Origin of the sequence: Sorangium sp. So ce836, assembly GCF_028553905.1 — a bacterium.
Lineage (GTDB): Bacteria > Myxococcota_A > Polyangia > Polyangiales > Polyangiaceae > Sorangium > Sorangium cellulosum_D.
This window is the reverse complement of the sequence record NZ_CP102233.1, coordinates 139,982-156,482: the sequence shown is the minus strand read 5'-3', so window position 1 is coordinate 156,482 and position 16,501 is coordinate 139,982. Positions and strand designations below refer to the sequence as shown.

The following is a 16,501-nucleotide window of genomic DNA, read 5'->3' as shown; positions in this document are numbered from 1 at the left end:
TTTGACAGCGCGAAACGCGTGCACTACGAGCCGACATGGCATTCATCTACGATGAGCCGAGCAGGACCTTTGGCGAGTACCTGCTCGTCCCGAATCTGACGACGAAGGACTGCGTCCCTGCGAACGTCGATCTCACGGCCCCCGTCGTCCGGTTCAAGGCCGATCCGGGCGCGGGGCCGCCGGACCCGAGGCTCGCGCCGCTCACGATCAACGTGCCCGTCACCAGCGCGATGATGCAGTCGGTCTCGGGCGCCGAGCTCGCGATCGCGCTCGCGCGCTGCGGCGGCCTGTCGTTCGTGTACGGCTCGCAGGGCATCGAGGAGGAAGCCGCCATGGTGCGGCGCGTGAAGAACTACAAGGCCGGGTTCGTCGTCAGCGACTCGAACCTGCGCCCCGAGGCCACGCTGGGCGACGTCCTCGCGCTGACCGATCGCACGGGCCACTCCACGATCGCGATCACCGAGGACGGCACCCCCACGGGCAGGTTCGTCGGCATCATCACGAGCCGCGATTACCGGCTCGGCAAGACGCCGCTCAGCACGCCGGTGCGCGAGATCATGACGCCGTTCAAGTCGATCCACTGCGGCAAGGTCGGCATCGATCTCCAGGAGGCGAACGAGCTCATCTGGCGCCACAAGCTCAACACCCTCCCGGTCATCGACGAGCGGCAGCACCTGCAGTACCTGGTGTTTCGGAAGGACTACGAGTCGCACCAGGCGCACCCGCTCGAGAACGTCGACCACGAGAAGCGGCTGATCGTCGGGGCCGGCATCAACTCGCGCGACTACCGGGAGCGCGTGCCGGCGCTGGCGGAGGCGGGCGCCGACGTGCTCTGCATCGACTCGTCGGACGGCTACTCGGAGTGGCAGCGCGACACCATCGCCTTCGTGAAGTCGCAGGGCAAGCCGATCTACATCGGCGCCGGCAACGTCGTCGATCGCGAGGGGTTCCTCTACCTCGTCGAGTCCGGCGCCGACTTCGTCAAGGTCGGCATCGGCGGCGGCTCGATCTGCATCACGCGCGAGCAGAAGGGGATCGGCCGAGGCCAGGCGTCGGCCGTGATCGAGGTGGCCAAGGCGCGCGACGAGTACTTCCAGCGCACCGGCGTCTACGTGCCGATCTGCTCCGACGGCGGCATCAGCCAGGACTACCACATCACGATCGCGCTCGCGATGGGCGCCGACTTCGTGATGATGGGCCGCTACTTCGCGCGCTTCGACGAGGCGCCCGGGCGCAAGGTCCGCGTGAACAACCAGTTCATGAAGGAGTACTGGGGCGAAGGGAGCAACCGCGCGCGCAACTGGCAACGCTACGATCACGGCGACACCAGCAAGAAGAAGGACCAGCTCGAGTTCGAGGAGGGGGTCGACAGCTACGTCCCCTATGCCGGCAAGCTCAAGGACAACCTCGACACCACGCTCGCCAAGGTGCGCTCGACGATGTGCAACTGCGGCGCCATCTCGCTGCGCGACCTGTACATGCGCGCGCGCCTGACCGTCGCCTCGGCGGTCAGCATCCACGAGGGCGGCGTCCACGACGTGATGCTGAAGGACACGCGCAGCAACCCGCGCGAGGCCTGAGCCCCGGAGGCCGGCCGCGCCGGCCTCTCCGATGAAGATACGAAGCTCGGGCTCGCCCAGCTGGCTCGTATCGATGGGGATCTCGACCTCCATCCTCTCGTCGACCTCCGGAACGTCGCTGAACCCGGCGGCGTTCGGCTGACGAGCTGTGCGCGCGGCGGGCCGCGGCGACGCTCGCCGCCGCCCCGCCGCGCGCTGCGATCTCGCTACGCCCGGAGGAGCGCCCGCGTCCGCTGCTCCGCGCGGCGCCCCTCGGCCGCCAGGCGCTCGATGAAGCGCTCGATGATCGGATTGCGTCGGAAGTTTTCACGCGTCATCAGCTCGACGGGCAGCGGCTCGACCTCCTCGGCGATCTCGACGTCCAGCCGCGAGCGCGCAACCTCGGTCAGCGCGAGCGCCGGCGCGAGGCCGATGCCGAGCCCACCCGAGACGTACGAGACGAGGAGCGACACGCTCGACACGTCGATCGTCGAGATCGGCCGGATCCGCTCGCGATCCAGGTAGGCGTCGAGCAGCCGCCGCCCCACGCTGCCGGGCGCCAGCCGGAGCAGCGGCTCGTGCCGGAGCCGGTCGCGCAGCGCCGGCGCCTTGCCCTTGAGCCGCGGCCCCACCCACAGGAACGGCTGCACGAACAGCGGCTGCTTCACGAGGTCGCCGCCCGCCGAGGACGCCGACGCGAGGCCGAGGTCCACCTCCCCGCGCTCGACCCACCGCGCGGCGTCGATCGAGTTCGCCGTCGTGATCGCGAACCGCACCGGCGCGCGCTGCTCGAGCATCTGGCGGATGACCGGCACGAGCAGCCCCTTGCCGAGGTAGTCGCTCGCCGCGAGGCGCAGCGTCGTCGACGGCTCCCCCGCCAGCTCCGAGAGCAGCTCGAACACCCCTTCCGCCTGATCGAACAGCCGCGTGATCGCGCCGAGCGCCGCCTCGCCGGCCGGGCTGAGCCGCACGCCGCGCCCGTCGCGCTCGAACAGCGCCACCCCGAAGTGCTCCTCCACCCGGCGCACCTGCTGGCTGATCGCCGACGGCGTCTTGTGCAGCCGCCGCGCCGCCTCGGCGACCGAGCCCGACCGGGCCACCAGGAGGACATCCTCGAGCGCGGGGAGGAGCGACGCATCCATGTAGCGTTACTTAACCCATCGTGAAAAAAGTTTCATTCGACTTAATGCTCGCGGGCCCGCATAGTCATGACGCCCGCCCGACGCCGGACCGCCGGATCGGGGGCGCGCCGGCCGCCTCCGCGGAGCCGGCTGGCGCGCCCCGGCGCTCGGGCCGGTCCGCTTCGTACGCCGTCCCCTTCAGCCGCGTTCAGCGTTCAGTTGCACCGCGAGAGGCCATCATGGGTAAGAGTCTCTATGACAAGGTTTGGGACCTCCACAAAGTCCGCACGTTGCCGAACGGCGAGGATCAGCTCTTCATCGGCCTTCACCTGATCCACGAGGTGACGAGCCCGCAGGCGTTCGGGATGCTCCGCGATCTCGGCCTGCGCGTGCGCATGCCCGATCGGACGTTCGCGACGCTCGATCACATCGTCCCCACCGACAACCGCAAGCGGCCGTTCAAGGATTCGCTGGCCGAGGGGATGGTCGACGCGCTCAAGAAGGCGTGCACCGAGCAGGGGGTCACCTTCTTCGATCTCGAGTCCGGTCGGCAGGGCATCGTGCACATCATCGGCCCCGAGCTCGGCCTGACGCAGCCTGGCATGACGATCGCGTGCGGCGACTCGCACACGTCGACGCACGGCGCGTTCGGCGCGATCGCGTTCGGCATCGGGACGACGCAGGTGCGCGACGTCCTCGCCACGCAGACGCTGAGCCTCCAGCGGCTCAAGGTCCGGCGCATCCAGGTCGAGGGCAAGCTCGGCCCGGGCGTCTACGCCAAGGACATCATCCTCGAGATCATCCGCCGGCTCGGCGTGTCGGGCGGCACGGGCTACGCGTACGAATACGGCGGCTCGACCATCGACGGGTTCTCGATGGAGGAGCGGATGACCCTGTGCAACATGTCGATCGAGGGCGGCGCCCGGGTCGGGTACGTCAACCCGGACCAGACGACGTTCGATTACATCAAGGGTCGTCCGTACGCCCCGAAGGGCGAGGCGTGGGAGAAGGCGCTCGAGTACTGGCGCTCGATCGCGTCGGACGAGGACGCGCGGTACGACGATGTCGTGCGGATCGACGCGAGCGCGATCGCGCCGACGGTCACGTGGGGCATCACGCCGGGCCAGGCGATCTCGGTGAAGGAGAAGGTGCCGGCGGCGGAGGACGTGGCGAACGAGTCCGAGCGGGCGCTGATCCGCGAGGCGCTCGAGTACATGCGGCTCGAGGGGGGCAAGCCGATCGAGGGGACGAAGATCAACGTGGCGTTCATCGGCAGCTGCACGAACGGCCGGCTCTCGGATTTCCGGGAGGTGGCGCAGCGCCTGAAGGGGCACAAGGTCGCGCCGCACGTGCGCGCGCTGGCGGTCCCCGGATCGATGGAGGTGGCGCGGGCGGCCGAGGCCGAGGGGCTGGATCGGGTGTTCCGCGAGGCGGGCTTCGAGTGGCGCGAGCCGGGCTGCTCGATGTGCCTGGCGATGAACCCGGACAAGCTCATCGGCGATGAGCTGTGCGCGTCCTCGTCGAACCGCAATTTCAAGGGCAGGCAGGGGAGCCCCACGGGGCGCACCGTGCTCATGAGCCCGGTGATGGTGGCCGCCGCCGCGGTCCGCGGCGAGATCGCCGATGCTCGTGACGTGTTCGGAATCTGACGACGCTCGCACCCGAGGGAGATTTCCATGGCACTCGACTTGATCCAAACCGTCACCGGTCGCGCCGCTCATGTTCCGGGGGACGACATCGATACGGACCGCATCATTCCGGCGCGCTTTCTCAAGTGCGTCACCTTCGACGGCATCGGCGAGCACCTCTTCCGGGACGTGCGCTTCGACGAGCGCGGCGAGAAGCGGGAGCACCCGCTGAATGACCCGCGGTTCGCGGGGGCCACGATCCTGATCGCCGACCGCAACTTCGGCTGCGGGTCGTCGCGCGAGCACGCGCCGCAGTCGATCGCCAAGGCGGGGTTCAAGGCGATCGTCGCCGAGAGCTTCGCCGAGATCTTCTTCGGCAACTCGACGACGCTGGGCATCCCCTGCGTGTCGGTGAGCCGCGAGCACCGCGCCGCGCTCGCGGCGCGCGTGAACGCCGATCCGTCGGCGCTCGTCACGGTGGACCTGCAGGAGCAGGTCGTGCGGGCGGGGAGCGATCTCGCGGTGCCGTTCACCATCAAGCCGGGGGCGCGCGAGTCGCTGCTCCGGGGCACGTGGGATCCGATCGCGCAGCTGCTCGAGGGAGCCGAGGAGGTCCAGAAGGTGGCGGCGCGGCTGCCGTACGTGCAGCGCGCCGCCGCGCAGTAGCCCCGCGCTCGACCGGTGCCGCCGCGCGGGGGCGGCTCGCCGGCAACGAGCAAGCACCTCAACCTGGGCGAGCACCTCAACCTGGGTCGAGCACCTCAACCTGGGTCGAGCACCTCAACCTGGGTCGAGCACCTCAACCTGGGTCGAGCACCTCAACCTGGGTCGAGCACGTGGCGAGCACCTTAACCTCGAGCACGAGCACCTCAACCTGGGTCGAGTACAACCCGGGTACCTCAACGCGGGTCGGCTCTCTGGGTGCCCCAGGTGCGGCAACTGGCTCAAATTGGCACACCGCCAGGGCCCCGTAACACTCCGACCTCATCGCCCTCCACTGTAGCTCGCAGAGATCGCTCTACCCTCACGTACGCCTCCAACCCGGGGCTCTCGCTGCTCTGCTTCCTCAACCTGGATCGGGCACCTCAACCCGGGCACCTCAACCTGGGTCGGATGCCCGTTCACCCCCGGGCACCCCCAACCTAGATCGGACGCCTCAATCTCGGTCAGGTCTGTTTCGCGTATCGGGTCGGACGCCTCTACTTCGGTCGGGTACGCGCGGTCCGCCGGGTCGCAGCCGCCCCCGTGCCCTCAACCTGGGTGGGGTCGCCGCTGTGCCCTCAACCTGGGTCGGGTCGCCCAACCTGGGTCGGGTCGCCCAACCCGGGTCGGGTCGCCGCTGCGCCCAACCTGGGTCGGGCCGTTCAGGGTCCCGCTGTGCCCTCAACCCGGGTCGGGTCGCCCCGGTCACCGGGTCGCCGCCGCAGAATGCCCGGCGGCGCACCTGGCCCAATCTGGCACTCAACCAGCTCCGTCCGTCACACTGTGGCCCTACCGCGCTCGGCGTTGACGCACAAGCCAGCCCACCCCTCTCGCAAACGCAGAAATCCCCCGCTTCACGCCGCGCTCTGGCCGGCGGGAGGCGTCGCCGAGCGGCCGAACGGGCATGGCATGTCCAGTGCTTTATCCCCCCACGAGCTCTCCGAGTGGCGCTGAGGAGCCGCGGAGCAGCAGCGCTCCGCATGCCGCGGCGCAGCGCCATCGTTCCTTGATCGCGTGTCTTTCACAGGCGCGCAGGACGGAGTACCCCCATGCGATTCGCATTCTTCTCCTCTCTTATTTCGCGTTCGTCGACCGCTCGCTCCTCGCTCCAGGGGCTCGTCGCGCTCTCCGCGCTCGTGGTGCTCACCGGCGCCAAGGGGCAGGGCTGTGGGTCCGTGGACGTGCCGACGACGCCGCCCGAGCCCGACTGCGGACCTGGCTTCCACTGGGAGACGGTCTGTTCGCCGTGCGAGATCGGCGAAATGTGCGAGGAGCAGTGTGTGCCCGATAACGTCTGCCCTCCTGGATGGAGCCAGCAGACCTTCTGCGGCGGCAGCAGCACCAGCGTCACCACCTCCGCGGGCCAGGGCGGCATGGCCGGCGGCGTCGCCATGCCGATGCCTCCCGATGAGTGCTGGACCGAGTGCGTGCCGCCGCAGCCGTTCTGCCCACCGGGCACCATCGAGCAGACCGTGTGCAGCGGTGGCGTCACCACCACGACCGCCACCGCCGGCTCCGGCGGCTGGACCGGCAGCAGCGTCGGTGTCGGCGGCGCCGGCGGTATGGACGGCGGCGTCGGCATGCCGATGCCTCCTGGCGATTGCTGGACCGAGTGCGTGCCCGTGGAGCCCTACTGCCCGCCGGGCACCAAGGCGCAGACCGTCTGCAGTGGCACCACCGTCGCTGTCAGCAGCAGCAGCGTCGGCGTCGGCGGCTCCGGCGGCTCCGGCGGCTCCGGCGGCTATGCTGGCACCGGCGTCGGCGGCTCCGGCGGCGCTGGAGCCTGGGAGGGCACCGGCGGGTCCGGCGGGGTCACAGCCCCGCCGTACCCCGGCGATTGCTGGACCGAGTGCGTGCCCCTGGAGCCCTACTGCCCGCCGGGAACGCAGGCGCAGACGGTCTGCGATGGCGGCCCCAACGTCGTCAGCAGCACCAGCGTCGGCGCCGGTGGCTACGGCGGTGCCGGCGGCAGCAGCGGCACCGGCTGGGGCGGCTGCTGGACCGATTGCGTGCCCGTGGAGCCCTACTGCCCGCCGGACACCATCCCGCAGACCGTCTGCGGCGGCAGCGCCGTCTCCGTCGGCAGCACCGGCACCGGCTCCGGCTCGGGCGGCGGCGTCCCGAGCCCCGGCAGCGAGTACTGCTGGACCGATTGCGTGCCCGTGGAGCCCTACTGCCCGCCGGGCACGCAGGCGCAGGAGATCTGCTACGACGGCATCCCCGAGACGACCGTCAGCGTCGGCACGGGTTACGGCAGCGGCGGCGGCTGGGGCGGCTGCTTCATCGAGTGCGTGCCTGTGGAGCCCTACTGCCCGCCGGGCACCCTCGAGCAGAAGGTCTGCTCCGGCGCGGGCAGCACCGGCACCGGCATGGACGACGCCGCGTACCCCGGCGAGTGCTGGATCGAGTGCGTGGAGGGCGCCATCTGCCCCCCCGAGGCGATCAAGCGGACCATCTGCGAGGAACCGGCCGGCGGCGGCTCACCCCCGGTCTGCCGGACCGAGTGTGTCCTGATGCTGCCGTGACGCGGCGGGCGCGAGCGCTCCCTCGCACGGGAGCCGTCGGGAACGCGTCAGCATCGCCCGCCCCCTACGCTGGAGCGTCACCGCGCCGATGAGACGAAAGCGCCGCGGGGGCTTCCAACCCCGCGGCGCTTTTGGCGTATCAGCGGTCCAAGAAGGCGCCGCGGCGGCCCGACGCGGCCGCGCACTCCTGGAATGACGCCGACCGGTACGATTTCGCGAAGGGCAACCAGGACCAAACGCATCCAGGGGAGCAGGAGGCGGCTCCATGAACCTGGCCCACCCAGAAGCATCTTTCTGCCCGGCCTTTCGACGGCCCCTGGCCCTGATGCTCCTCTCGTGCGCGGCGCTGCCGCTCGCGGGGTGCCCCGTCCAGACCGCCTCCATCGGCCGTCGCAACGAAGATGCCTCGCACGTCGAGATGCCCGATCCAGCGGACCAGGAGATCGGCAGCGAGACGCCGAACGTCGGCGGAGGTCCGCCCGAGGACGACGACGGCAGCGGAGGCGGCAGCGCCGGTGCCGACGCCTTCATCGACGACGGCGACGGCGGCAGCGCCTCGGCCAAACCTCCACCCCCCGACGCGAGCCTCTGCACGGCGAGCTTCCCCATGACCGTGCGCGACTTCTCCGAAAAGCATCAAGATTTCGGCCCGTCTCAGACCACCGGCGGGAAGAAATTCGAGCCCAAGACCGAGCTCCAGAACGGCAAGCCGGTCGTCGCGAACCCGCCCGAGGAAGGCGCCGTCGCGAGCGACAGCTTCGACAAATGGTTCCAGGACGATCCGGCCGTCAACAGGACGCTCCACCAGCTCATCCACCTCGATATCCGGAACGGCCGCGGACAGCTGGGCGACCGGAGCTTCTACTACGTCGACGGCCGCGGCTTCGGCAACGAGGGTTACGCGCACAACTTCGGCTTCACCGTCGAGTTCGAGGTGCCGTTCACCTACGCGCAGGGGAGCTCGTTCTCCTACGAATCGAGCGACGACGTCTGGATATCCATCGACGACACGATCGTGGCCGAGCACTCCGTGAGCGACGGGGTGAACGGGGGAATCGTCCGTCTGGACGCGTGGGCCGATGCGCTCCACCTGAAGACCGGGTCGTCCCACAAGCTCAAGGTCTTCTACGCCGAGCGAAACTTCGAGGCCTCGGTCTTCCTGCTGGAGACCGCGCTCAACGTCGAGTGCGTCGAAGCCATCGATTGAGCCGCCCGCGGCGCGGAGGGGCGCGTCCTCGGGTCAGCCCGCTCGTCGGTCGGCGCTCGGCGCCTTCGCGTACCTGAGCCCGAAGGCCCACGCCGGGAACACCGTGGCCGCGAGGCCCGCGCCGAGCCCGTAGAGGATCTCGTCGACCGGCACGCCGAGGAGCGTCCGGCCCGGCAGCAGCACGCTGGGCCGCCAGGTGCGCTCGAACACGCCGGGCACGAGCGCCGCGAAAACGAGGCACAGGCCGAGGTAGAGGGCCGCCGACAGGAGAGCTCCGAGCAAGCCCGGCACGAGCAGATCGCGGCGCGCCCCGACGAGCGCCGCGGTGACCGCGATCATCGCCACCACCGCGGCGTAGAGGACGGGCACCCCGGCCGCGAGCAGCGCGCCGGCCGTCGCGAGCGCGAGCGCGACCCCCGCCGCCGCCCGCAACCACGGTCGCGCCGCCGCCCGCAACCCCGGTCGGGCCCGCGCCGCCGCCGCCCGCAACCCCGGTCGGGTCCGCGCCCGCAACCCCGGTCGGGTCCGCGCCCGCAACCCCGGTCGGGTCCGCGCCGCCGCCGCCCGCAACCCCGGTCGGGTCCGCGCTGCCCGCAACCCCGGTCGGGTCCGCGGCGCGCCCGGCGCGGCGCAGGGCACCAGCGCGCGGCGGAACACCACGGCGTACGCGGTGGACGAAAACGCGCTGAGCCCGACGATGAACAGCAGGTCCTCGACGCCGAACCCGAACCGATCGGCCAGGTCGAACAGGAACTTGGGCGTCCAGTACGTCGGGTAGAACAGCCGCTCCGTCGCCGCGAACGGCAGCGAGGCGACCGCCGCGCGCTTCATCAGCGAGCGCAGATCCGGGCGCGCAACCCAGATGGCGATCCCCGGCAGGAGAAAGAGGACCGAGAGCAGCAGGAACTCGTACGTCACCTCCCCGCCCCCTCCTCAGCGCGCGGCGAGGGCGACGGCGGTGGCGGCCAAAAGCGACAGCGTCGCCGCCCCCGCGGCCGCGACCCGGACCAGGAGCAGGCGCGAGCCCGGCGGCGCTGGGCGGGCCAGCAGCACGACGACCGTCGCCGCCGCCGGCACGAGCAGCCCCGGCACCGGGCGCAGGCCCACCGAGCCCAGGCCGAGCGGCGCGAGCAGCAGCGAGAGCCCGTTCAGGAGCGCCACGCACAGCGCGGCCCGCTCTCCGCCCGCGCGCACGGGCAGCGTCCGCTTCTCGCTCTCCCGGTCCGAGGGCTCGTCGGGGAGCGCGGTGGCGATCGCGCAGCCGAGGTGGCTCGGCAGCAAGAACGCGAGCAGCGCGAAGGGGAACCGCGCGAGGTCGCCCCCCTGCGCCAGATACCCGTAGAGCGGCAGGACGGCGCCGACCCCGACCATCTGGAGCAGCTCCCCGCCCCCGCGGTACGAGAGGCGGAGCGGCGGGTAGCTGTAGGCCCAGAGGAGCACGAGCGCCGCGATCGCGAGGAGCACGAGGAGCGGCGCGCCGACCGCCGCGGCGAGCGCCGCCGAGACGGCCACGAGCGCCGCGGCGCAGGCCACGGCCGCGGCGCCGAGCGCGCCGGGCGAGAGGCGCCGCTCCACCAGCACGCGCGAGCCGCCCGAGAACGGCGTGGCGGTCCGGTTGCGGCGGTCGGTCTCCTGGTCGGCGACGTCGTTCGCGTAGACGATGAAGAGCTGGTCGAGGAGGCCGAAGAGCTGGACCGCCGCGAGCGTCCCGAGATCCAGCGGCCGGCCCGCCGCCCGCGCGCCGAGCAGCTGCCCGAGCAGCAGCGGGAGCGCGATGGTCGGCTGCGAGGCGAGCCGCGACGCCGCCAGCCAGGCCCGGAGCGCCCCCCGCCGGGCGCTCATCGCCCGCCGCCCCGCGACAGGCCGAGGCGCTCGGCCAGCTTGGCGCGCAGGTCGGTGAACGGGAGATCCCAGCGGCGCTCGCCGTCGAGGCGCCACGCCTTGAGCGGGATGAGATCCACCTGGGCGAGCAGGTAATGGAGCTGCGACTCCTCGCGCGGCTCGCGGATGAAGCTGAACGGGTTGCGGTACTCCCGGCCGTTCAGCTGCGAGTACTTGCGATCGTTGCTGGCCACGAGCTCGATGAGCGCCTTCTGCCGGCCGTCGAGGTAGTCGAAGAACGCGAGATCGAACGGCCCGACGCCCGCGCGCTCATCCGGCTTGCGCGTCACCCAGCGGGCCCAGTCGTAGCCGTAGAGGAAGTCGTGTGCGTAGCGGAAGCGCAGCTTCGACTTGTTGCCGAAGCCCACGCAGAGCGACACCACGCGGCCCGCGAAATCGCCGATCGCGGGCGCGCCCCCGGCCTGCCACAGGCAGCACGCCAGGTAATCGAGGTCCCAGAAGATGTTGTCGGGGAAGTTGTCGGCGATCGCGCGGATCACCTCGCCGAGCCCGCGGGCGAACGCCTGCGCGCGCTCGGCGTCCTCGCAGCCGCCCGCGATCTGCTCGACCAGCGCGACCGGCGCGGGCGCGCACGGCCGGCCCGGCGCGACCGAGGCGCGCGCGCCGAGCAGCGGCGTGAGCTGCGCGAGCTCGTCGCGCGCTTCGGCGGGGATCGCGGAGGTGGCCGGGGCGCCGGTCACCTCGGCCTCCCGCCGGCGCAGAGCCCGGCGGCGAGCACGCCCGCCGACAGGACGGCCGTCCCCCACCAGATCACGCGGTGCAGCTCGAGCTTGTAGGCCGCCTGCGCGGCGAACGCGTTCGTCACCGCGCCCGCGCTCCTCCCGACGAGCCGCGCCCGGAAATAGAGCGCGACGGCCGCCGCCGGCGCGACCGACCAGGTCGGCGGGGCGCCCGCGGCGAGGAGCGGCGCCGTGAGCCAGAGGAGCGGGCCGAGGCCGACGAGGGCCTCCGTGGCCCGACGCGTGATCGCGTTGCCGAGCAGCGCGGCCACGGTGCGCTTTCCGCCGGCGCGATCGCTCTGCTCGTCGGAGAGCCCGCTGGCCAGGGCGCTCGCCAGCGCGAGCGCGAGCAGGCCCGGCAGGAGCGCCGCGAGCCACGCCGGCGCCCACGCGCCGCACTGGGCATACGCGTGCAGCAGGGGGAGCACGCCGCCCACGCCGATCATCTCCAGGAGCTCGCCGCCGCCGCGGTAGTTCAGCCGGAGCGGCGGCAGCGTGTACGCGACGAAGACGAGCAGGCCGAGCGCGGCCAGGGGGAGCAGCAGTGGACGACCGAGCGCGCCGCCGGCCACCCAGGCGACGAGCAGCGCGGCGGCGCAGGCGCCGAGGCCGGCGAGGAGCAGGGCATGCGCCGGGAGGATGCCGTCCGGGATGGTCTTCGGCGAGCAGCCCTCCGGGAACATGCGCCGCTTGAGGGCGTCGACCTCGCGATCGCCCCAGTCGTTCAGGAGCACGACGAACGCGACGTCCGCGACCATCCACAGCGCGCCGAAGGCGAGCGCGCCCGCCGACAGCCGGCCCGCGACGGCCGCGCCCACGGCCTGCCCACATACGGCCGGGACGAGCACCTTGGGCCAGCTCGCGGGCTTGAGCGCGTACCACCACCGCGCTCCAGGGCTCATCGACTCGACGCGCATGGATCAGGTCTTTCTGCTGCTAGCACAAGAACCTGCGCGCTCATGGGCCCCACGAGACCGCCCGGGATCCGGGCGCTCGTCGCTCGGGCGCGCCGGGGCAACGCCGCGGCGTGTCGACCGCGCGCCGTGCGGCGTTTCCTTCCACGCCGATCTGAGCCACCTTATGCCCCGGCGGCCTCGCCGCGCGACCTCGCGCGGCGGGCGGCGAAGGTGCGGGCGCGAAGGCTGGAAGACACGAAGAAAGTCCAATGATTTTCATGCCTTCCCGCTTTCATGGGCGCTCTCTCCGGTCCGAGGGCGGCGCCGCCGTGCGGCGCGCCGTCTCCCCCTCGCCCTCGCCCTCGCCCCGCCCCTCCCCGGCCCCGGCCGGCGCGCCCCTCCGGCGCGGCCCCGGCGAGCGCCCGGCTCCCCGGCGGAGGCGCCCATGAGCGCCGACGCGGCCCGGGCGCGCGGCGCGCGGGAGCTCGCGGACGAGCCCGCCCGCCGCCGCATCCGCGAGGACCTCCGGACGACGCTCGTCGTCGAGGCGGCCGCGGGCACCGGCAAGACGACCGCGCTCGTGTCGCGGATCGTCGCCGTGCTGCGGAAGGCGCCCGAGGAGGGCGGCGGGACGCTCGATCGCATCGTCGCGGTGACCTTCACGGAGAAGGCGGCCGGCGAGATGAAGCTGCGCCTCCGCGCCGAGATCGAGCGGGCGCGCGGCGACGCGGCGTCCGGCCCGGCGGAGCGCGCGCGGCTCGACGAGGCGCTCGCTCACCTCGAGGCGGCGCGCATCGGCACCATCCACTCGTTCTGCGCCGACCTCCTGCGCGAGTGGCCGGTCGAGGCGCGCGTCGACCCGCTGTTCCAGGTCGCCGCCGCGGACCAGGCCGAGGCGCTCTTCGACCAGGCCTTCGACGCCTGGTTCCAGCGCACCCTGAACGACCCGCCCGAGGGCGTGCGCCGGATCCTCCGCCGGCGCCCGCGCGACGGCGCGCAGGGCCCGCGCGACCTGCTCCGGAGCGCGGCGTGGCGGCTCGCCGAGCACCGCGACTTCACGCGCCCCTGGCGCCGCGATCCGTTCGATCGCGAGCGCGCCATCGACGAGCTCCTGGACCGCCTCGCGGCCCTCGCGGACCTCGGCGCCGAGGCCGACCGGGAGGGCGACTACCTCGCGCAGAGCCTCCGGAACATCGACCGGTACCTCGCGGAGCTCCGCCGCCGCGAGGAGGTCACCGGCGGGCGCGATCACGACGGGCTCGAGGCCGAGCTCGGCGAGCTCGCGCGCTGGAAGGAGTGGCGCTGGAAGGGCTCGGGCAAGGCGTTCGGCGCGGACCTCTCGCGCGCCGAGGTGCTCGCGCAGCGCGACCGGGTGAAGGTCGAGCTCGACGCCGTGCTCACGGCCGCGAGCGCCGACCTCGCGGCCTGCCTCTCGCGCGAGCTCCGGCCGCCGATCGAGGCGTACGACGCGCTCAAGGCGCGCGCCGGCAAGCTCGACTTCCTCGACCTGCTCCTCTGCGCCCGGAACCTCCTCCGCTCGAGCCGCGCCGTCCGCGAGGAGCTGAACCTCCGCTTCTCGCACCTCTTCGTCGACGAGTTCCAGGACACCGACCCGCTCCAGGCGGAGCTCCTGCTCCTGCTCGCGGCCGACGACCCGGCCGAGACCGACTGGACGCGGGCGCGCCCGGTGCCCGGCAAGCTCTTCGTCGTCGGCGATCCGAAGCAGTCGATCTACCGCTTCCGCCGCGCCGAGGTCGCGCTCTACGAGGCGACGAAGGCCCGGCTCGTCGCGTGCGGCGCGAGCGTGCTGTACCTGTCGACGAGCTTCCGCAGCGCCCCGTCGATCCAGGAGGCCGTCAACGCGGCGTTCGCGCCGCTGATGCAGGGGGGGTCGGGCGAGGGCGCGGCGAGCCAGGCGCGGTACGTCGCGCTCGAGCCGTTCCGGGACGACCCCGTCGGGCAGCCGACGGTGATCGCGCTGCCGGTGCCGCGGCCTTACGGCGACTTCGGGAAGATCTCCGATTTCCGGGTGCGGCAGTCGATCCCGGACGCGGTGGGCGCCTTCGTCCACCACCTCATCCACGGCGGCCGGGGCGCGGCGGGCGGGCGGCGGTGGACGGTGACCGAGCGCGAGCGCCCGGGCCAGCGGGTGCCGCTCGAGGCGCGGCACATCTGCCTCTTGTTCAAGCGGTTCCAGACGTTCGGCGAGGACGCGACCCGCGCCTACGTGCGGGCGCTCGAGGCGCGGCGGATCCCACACGTGCTCGTGGGCGGGCGGTCGTTCCACGATCGCGAGGAGGTGATGGCGGTGCGGAGCGCGCTGCTCGCGATCGAGTGGCCGGACGACGAGCTCAGCGTGTACGCGACGCTGCGCGGGCCGCTCTTCGCGCTGACGGACGACGTGCTCCTCCTGTACCGCGACCGGTTCCAGCGCCTGCACCCGCTGGCTCAGCCCGACGACGGGGCGCTCGATCTGGCGGTCGAGGGCGGTGCGCGGCCGCTCTGGGAGGTCGCGGAGGCGCTCGCGGTGCTCGGGCGGCTGCACCGCGAGCGCAACCGGCGGCCGATCGCGGACACGGTCGGCGGGCTGCTCGACGAGACGCGCGCGCACGCGGGCATCGCGATCTGGCCGACGGGGGAGCAGGCGCTCGCGAACGTGCTGCGGGTGATGGATCTCGGGCGGCGGTTCGAGGCGGGCGGCGCGACGTCGTTCCGGGCGTTCGTGGAGCGGCTCGAGGCGGACGCGGAGCGGGGCGAGGTCGCGGAGGCGCCGGTCGTCGAGGAGGGGACAGAGGGGGTGCGGATCATGACGGTGCACCGGGCCAAGGGGCTCGAGTTCCCGGTGGTGATCCTGGCGGATCCGGCGTCGCCGGCGGTGCACCAGCACCCGTCGCGTCACGTGGATCCGGAGCTCGGGCTGTGGGCGGAGCCGCTCGCGGGCTGCGTGCCCGCGGAGCTCGTCGAGCGCCGCGACGAGGTGCTGCGCCGCGATCGCGAGGAGGCGGTGCGGCTCGCGTACGTGGCGGCGACGCGGGCGCGCGAGCTGCTCGTGGTGCCGGCGGTGGGCGACGCGCGCCCGGGGGACGGCTCGAGCGACGGCTGGCTGGACGTGCTGCACCCGGTGCTCTATCCGGCGCCGCGCGACCGGCGCAGCGCGCGGCGCTGCGAGGACCTCGGCTGCCCGCCGTTCGGGACCGACACGGTGCTGGAGCGCCCGGCGCGGTGCGAGGCCGACGAGCGCGACGCGGTGGCGCCCGGGGAGCACACGCCGATGGCGGGGTCGCACCGCGTGGTGTGGTGGGATCCGAGCACGCTCGACCTGGATCGCGAGCCGGAGGCGGGGCTCCGGCAGCAGCGGATCCTGCAGGCGGACGCGAGCGGGGCCGGCGTGATGGCGGGCGCAGGCGCCGCGGCGGGCGCGGGCGCCGCGGCGGGCGCGGGCGCGGGCGCCGCGGCGGCCGCAGGCGCCGCGGCGGGGGAGATCGGGCAGCGCGGGTACGAGGTGTGGCTGGAGGCGCGGCAGCGGGCGATCCGGGACGGCGCGGTGGCGGCGATCCGCGTGAAGACGGCGACGCAGATCAGCCATGAGGCGGCGACGGAAGCGGCGGCGGCGGCCGCCGGCGCGGCGGGATCGACCGCGCAGCGGAGCGGCGCGGCCGGCGCGCCGCGCGCGGACGCGTTGCCGGTGATCTCGTTCGAGCAGACCGCGATCGCGCGCGAGGGTCGGCCCTACGGCAAGCGGTTCGGGACGCTGGTGCACGCCGTGCTGGCCGAAGTGGATCTCCGGGCGGGCGAGGACGAGGTGAGGACGGTGGCGGCGGCGCAGGCGCGGCTCCTGGGAGCCCCGGCCGAGGAGGTCGACGCGGCGGTCGCGGCGGCGGTCGCGGCGCTCGAGCACCCGCTGCTCCGGCGCGCCGCGGAGAGCGCGGCGCGCGGCGCGTGCGAGCGGGAGACGCCGCTGCTCCTGCGGCTCGAGGACGGGACGATCGCCGAGGGCGTGGTCGATCTCTCGTTCCGGGAGAGCGTGGGCGACGTGGGCGTCTGGACCGTGGTCGACTTCAAGACCGGCTCGGACGCGGGCACGGCCCACGCGGCGCAGGAGGCGCAGGTGCGGCTCTACGTGCAGGCGATCGCCGAGGCGACGGGCGAGCGGGCGAGAGGGGTGGTGCTCCGGGTGTGAGGGGCGCCGGTGGGGCGTCGTGGAAAGGCCGTGGGTGGGGCGTCGCGGGAAGGCCGTGGGTG

General features: G+C 72.9%; 11 protein-coding genes. 6 read left to right on the top strand and 5 right to left on the bottom strand.

Translation table 11 applies throughout. The features are described from left to right. Window positions 1–35: 35 nt before the first annotated feature. Window positions 36–1,580, top strand: coding sequence for an IMP dehydrogenase (locus NQZ70_RS00555; RefSeq protein ID WP_129572461.1), 1,545 nt, complete (start codon window positions 36–38; stop codon window positions 1,578–1,580). A gap of 206 nt (window positions 1,581–1,786) precedes the next feature. Here NQZ70_RS00555 and NQZ70_RS00550 read toward each other — a convergent pair whose 3' ends face one another. Next, on the bottom strand, window positions 1,787–2,701 hold the full coding sequence (locus tag NQZ70_RS00550) for a LysR family transcriptional regulator (protein ID WP_129572460.1): 915 nt from the start codon (window positions 2,699–2,701) through the stop codon (window positions 1,787–1,789). A gap of 218 nt (window positions 2,702–2,919) precedes the next feature. Here NQZ70_RS00550 and leuC point away from each other — a divergent pair, with 218 nt between their 5' ends. The 4 genes from leuC to NQZ70_RS00530 all read left to right on the top strand — a co-directional run bounded on the left by leuC (window position 2,920) and on the right by NQZ70_RS00530 (window position 8,742). After that, window positions 2,920–4,329, top strand: coding sequence for a 3-isopropylmalate dehydratase large subunit (gene leuC / locus NQZ70_RS00545; protein ID WP_129572459.1), 1,410 nt, complete (start codon window positions 2,920–2,922; stop codon window positions 4,327–4,329). A 27-nt stretch (window positions 4,330–4,356) separates the two neighbouring features. Beyond that, on the top strand, window positions 4,357–4,974 hold the full coding sequence (leuD, locus tag NQZ70_RS00540; RefSeq protein WP_129572458.1) for a 3-isopropylmalate dehydratase small subunit: 618 nt from the start codon (window positions 4,357–4,359) through the stop codon (window positions 4,972–4,974). Between the two features lie 1,316 nt (window positions 4,975–6,290). Beyond that, a complete protein-coding gene (locus NQZ70_RS00535) occupies window positions 6,291–7,535 on the top strand; it encodes a hypothetical protein (protein WP_207217703.1) in 1,245 nt (414 codons plus the stop codon). Between the two features lie 265 nt (window positions 7,536–7,800). Next, window positions 7,801–8,742, top strand: a complete 942-nt coding sequence (locus NQZ70_RS00530) for a fibro-slime domain-containing protein (RefSeq protein ID WP_207217702.1) — start codon at window positions 7,801–7,803, stop codon at window positions 8,740–8,742. Window positions 8,743–8,775: 33 nt separating this feature from the next. Here the strand turns inward: NQZ70_RS00530 and NQZ70_RS00525 are convergent, their stop codons facing one another. The 4 genes from NQZ70_RS00525 to NQZ70_RS00510 are packed head-to-tail and all read right to left on the bottom strand — an operon-like array spanning window position 8,776 to window position 12,280. Continuing rightward, window positions 8,776–9,660 (bottom strand): lycopene cyclase domain-containing protein, encoded by an 885-nt coding sequence (locus tag NQZ70_RS00525; RefSeq protein WP_237244897.1) that lies wholly within the window; start codon window positions 9,658–9,660, stop codon window positions 8,776–8,778. Window positions 9,661–9,675: 15 nt separating this feature from the next. Beyond that, complete coding sequence (locus NQZ70_RS00520; protein WP_129572455.1) at window positions 9,676–10,584, bottom strand: prenyltransferase; 909 nt, start codon at window positions 10,582–10,584, stop codon at window positions 9,676–9,678. Beyond that, on the bottom strand, window positions 10,581–11,324 hold the full coding sequence (locus tag NQZ70_RS00515) for a ferrochelatase (protein WP_237244896.1): 744 nt from the start codon (window positions 11,322–11,324) through the stop codon (window positions 10,581–10,583). The genes NQZ70_RS00520 and NQZ70_RS00515 overlap by 4 nt, the downstream gene beginning before the upstream one ends. Beyond that, window positions 11,321–12,280 (bottom strand): UbiA family prenyltransferase, encoded by a 960-nt coding sequence (locus NQZ70_RS00510; RefSeq protein WP_129572454.1) that lies wholly within the window; start codon window positions 12,278–12,280, stop codon window positions 11,321–11,323. Before NQZ70_RS00510 ends, NQZ70_RS00515 begins: the two co-directional genes overlap by 4 nt. A 424-nt stretch (window positions 12,281–12,704) precedes the next feature. On the opposite strand from NQZ70_RS00510, the gene NQZ70_RS00505 reads away from it, so the two are divergent. After that, entirely contained in the window at window positions 12,705–16,439 is a 3,735-nt protein-coding gene (locus NQZ70_RS00505; protein ID WP_129572453.1) for an exodeoxyribonuclease V subunit beta, read from the top strand. The last annotated feature ends 62 nt before the right edge of the window (window positions 16,440–16,501 follow it).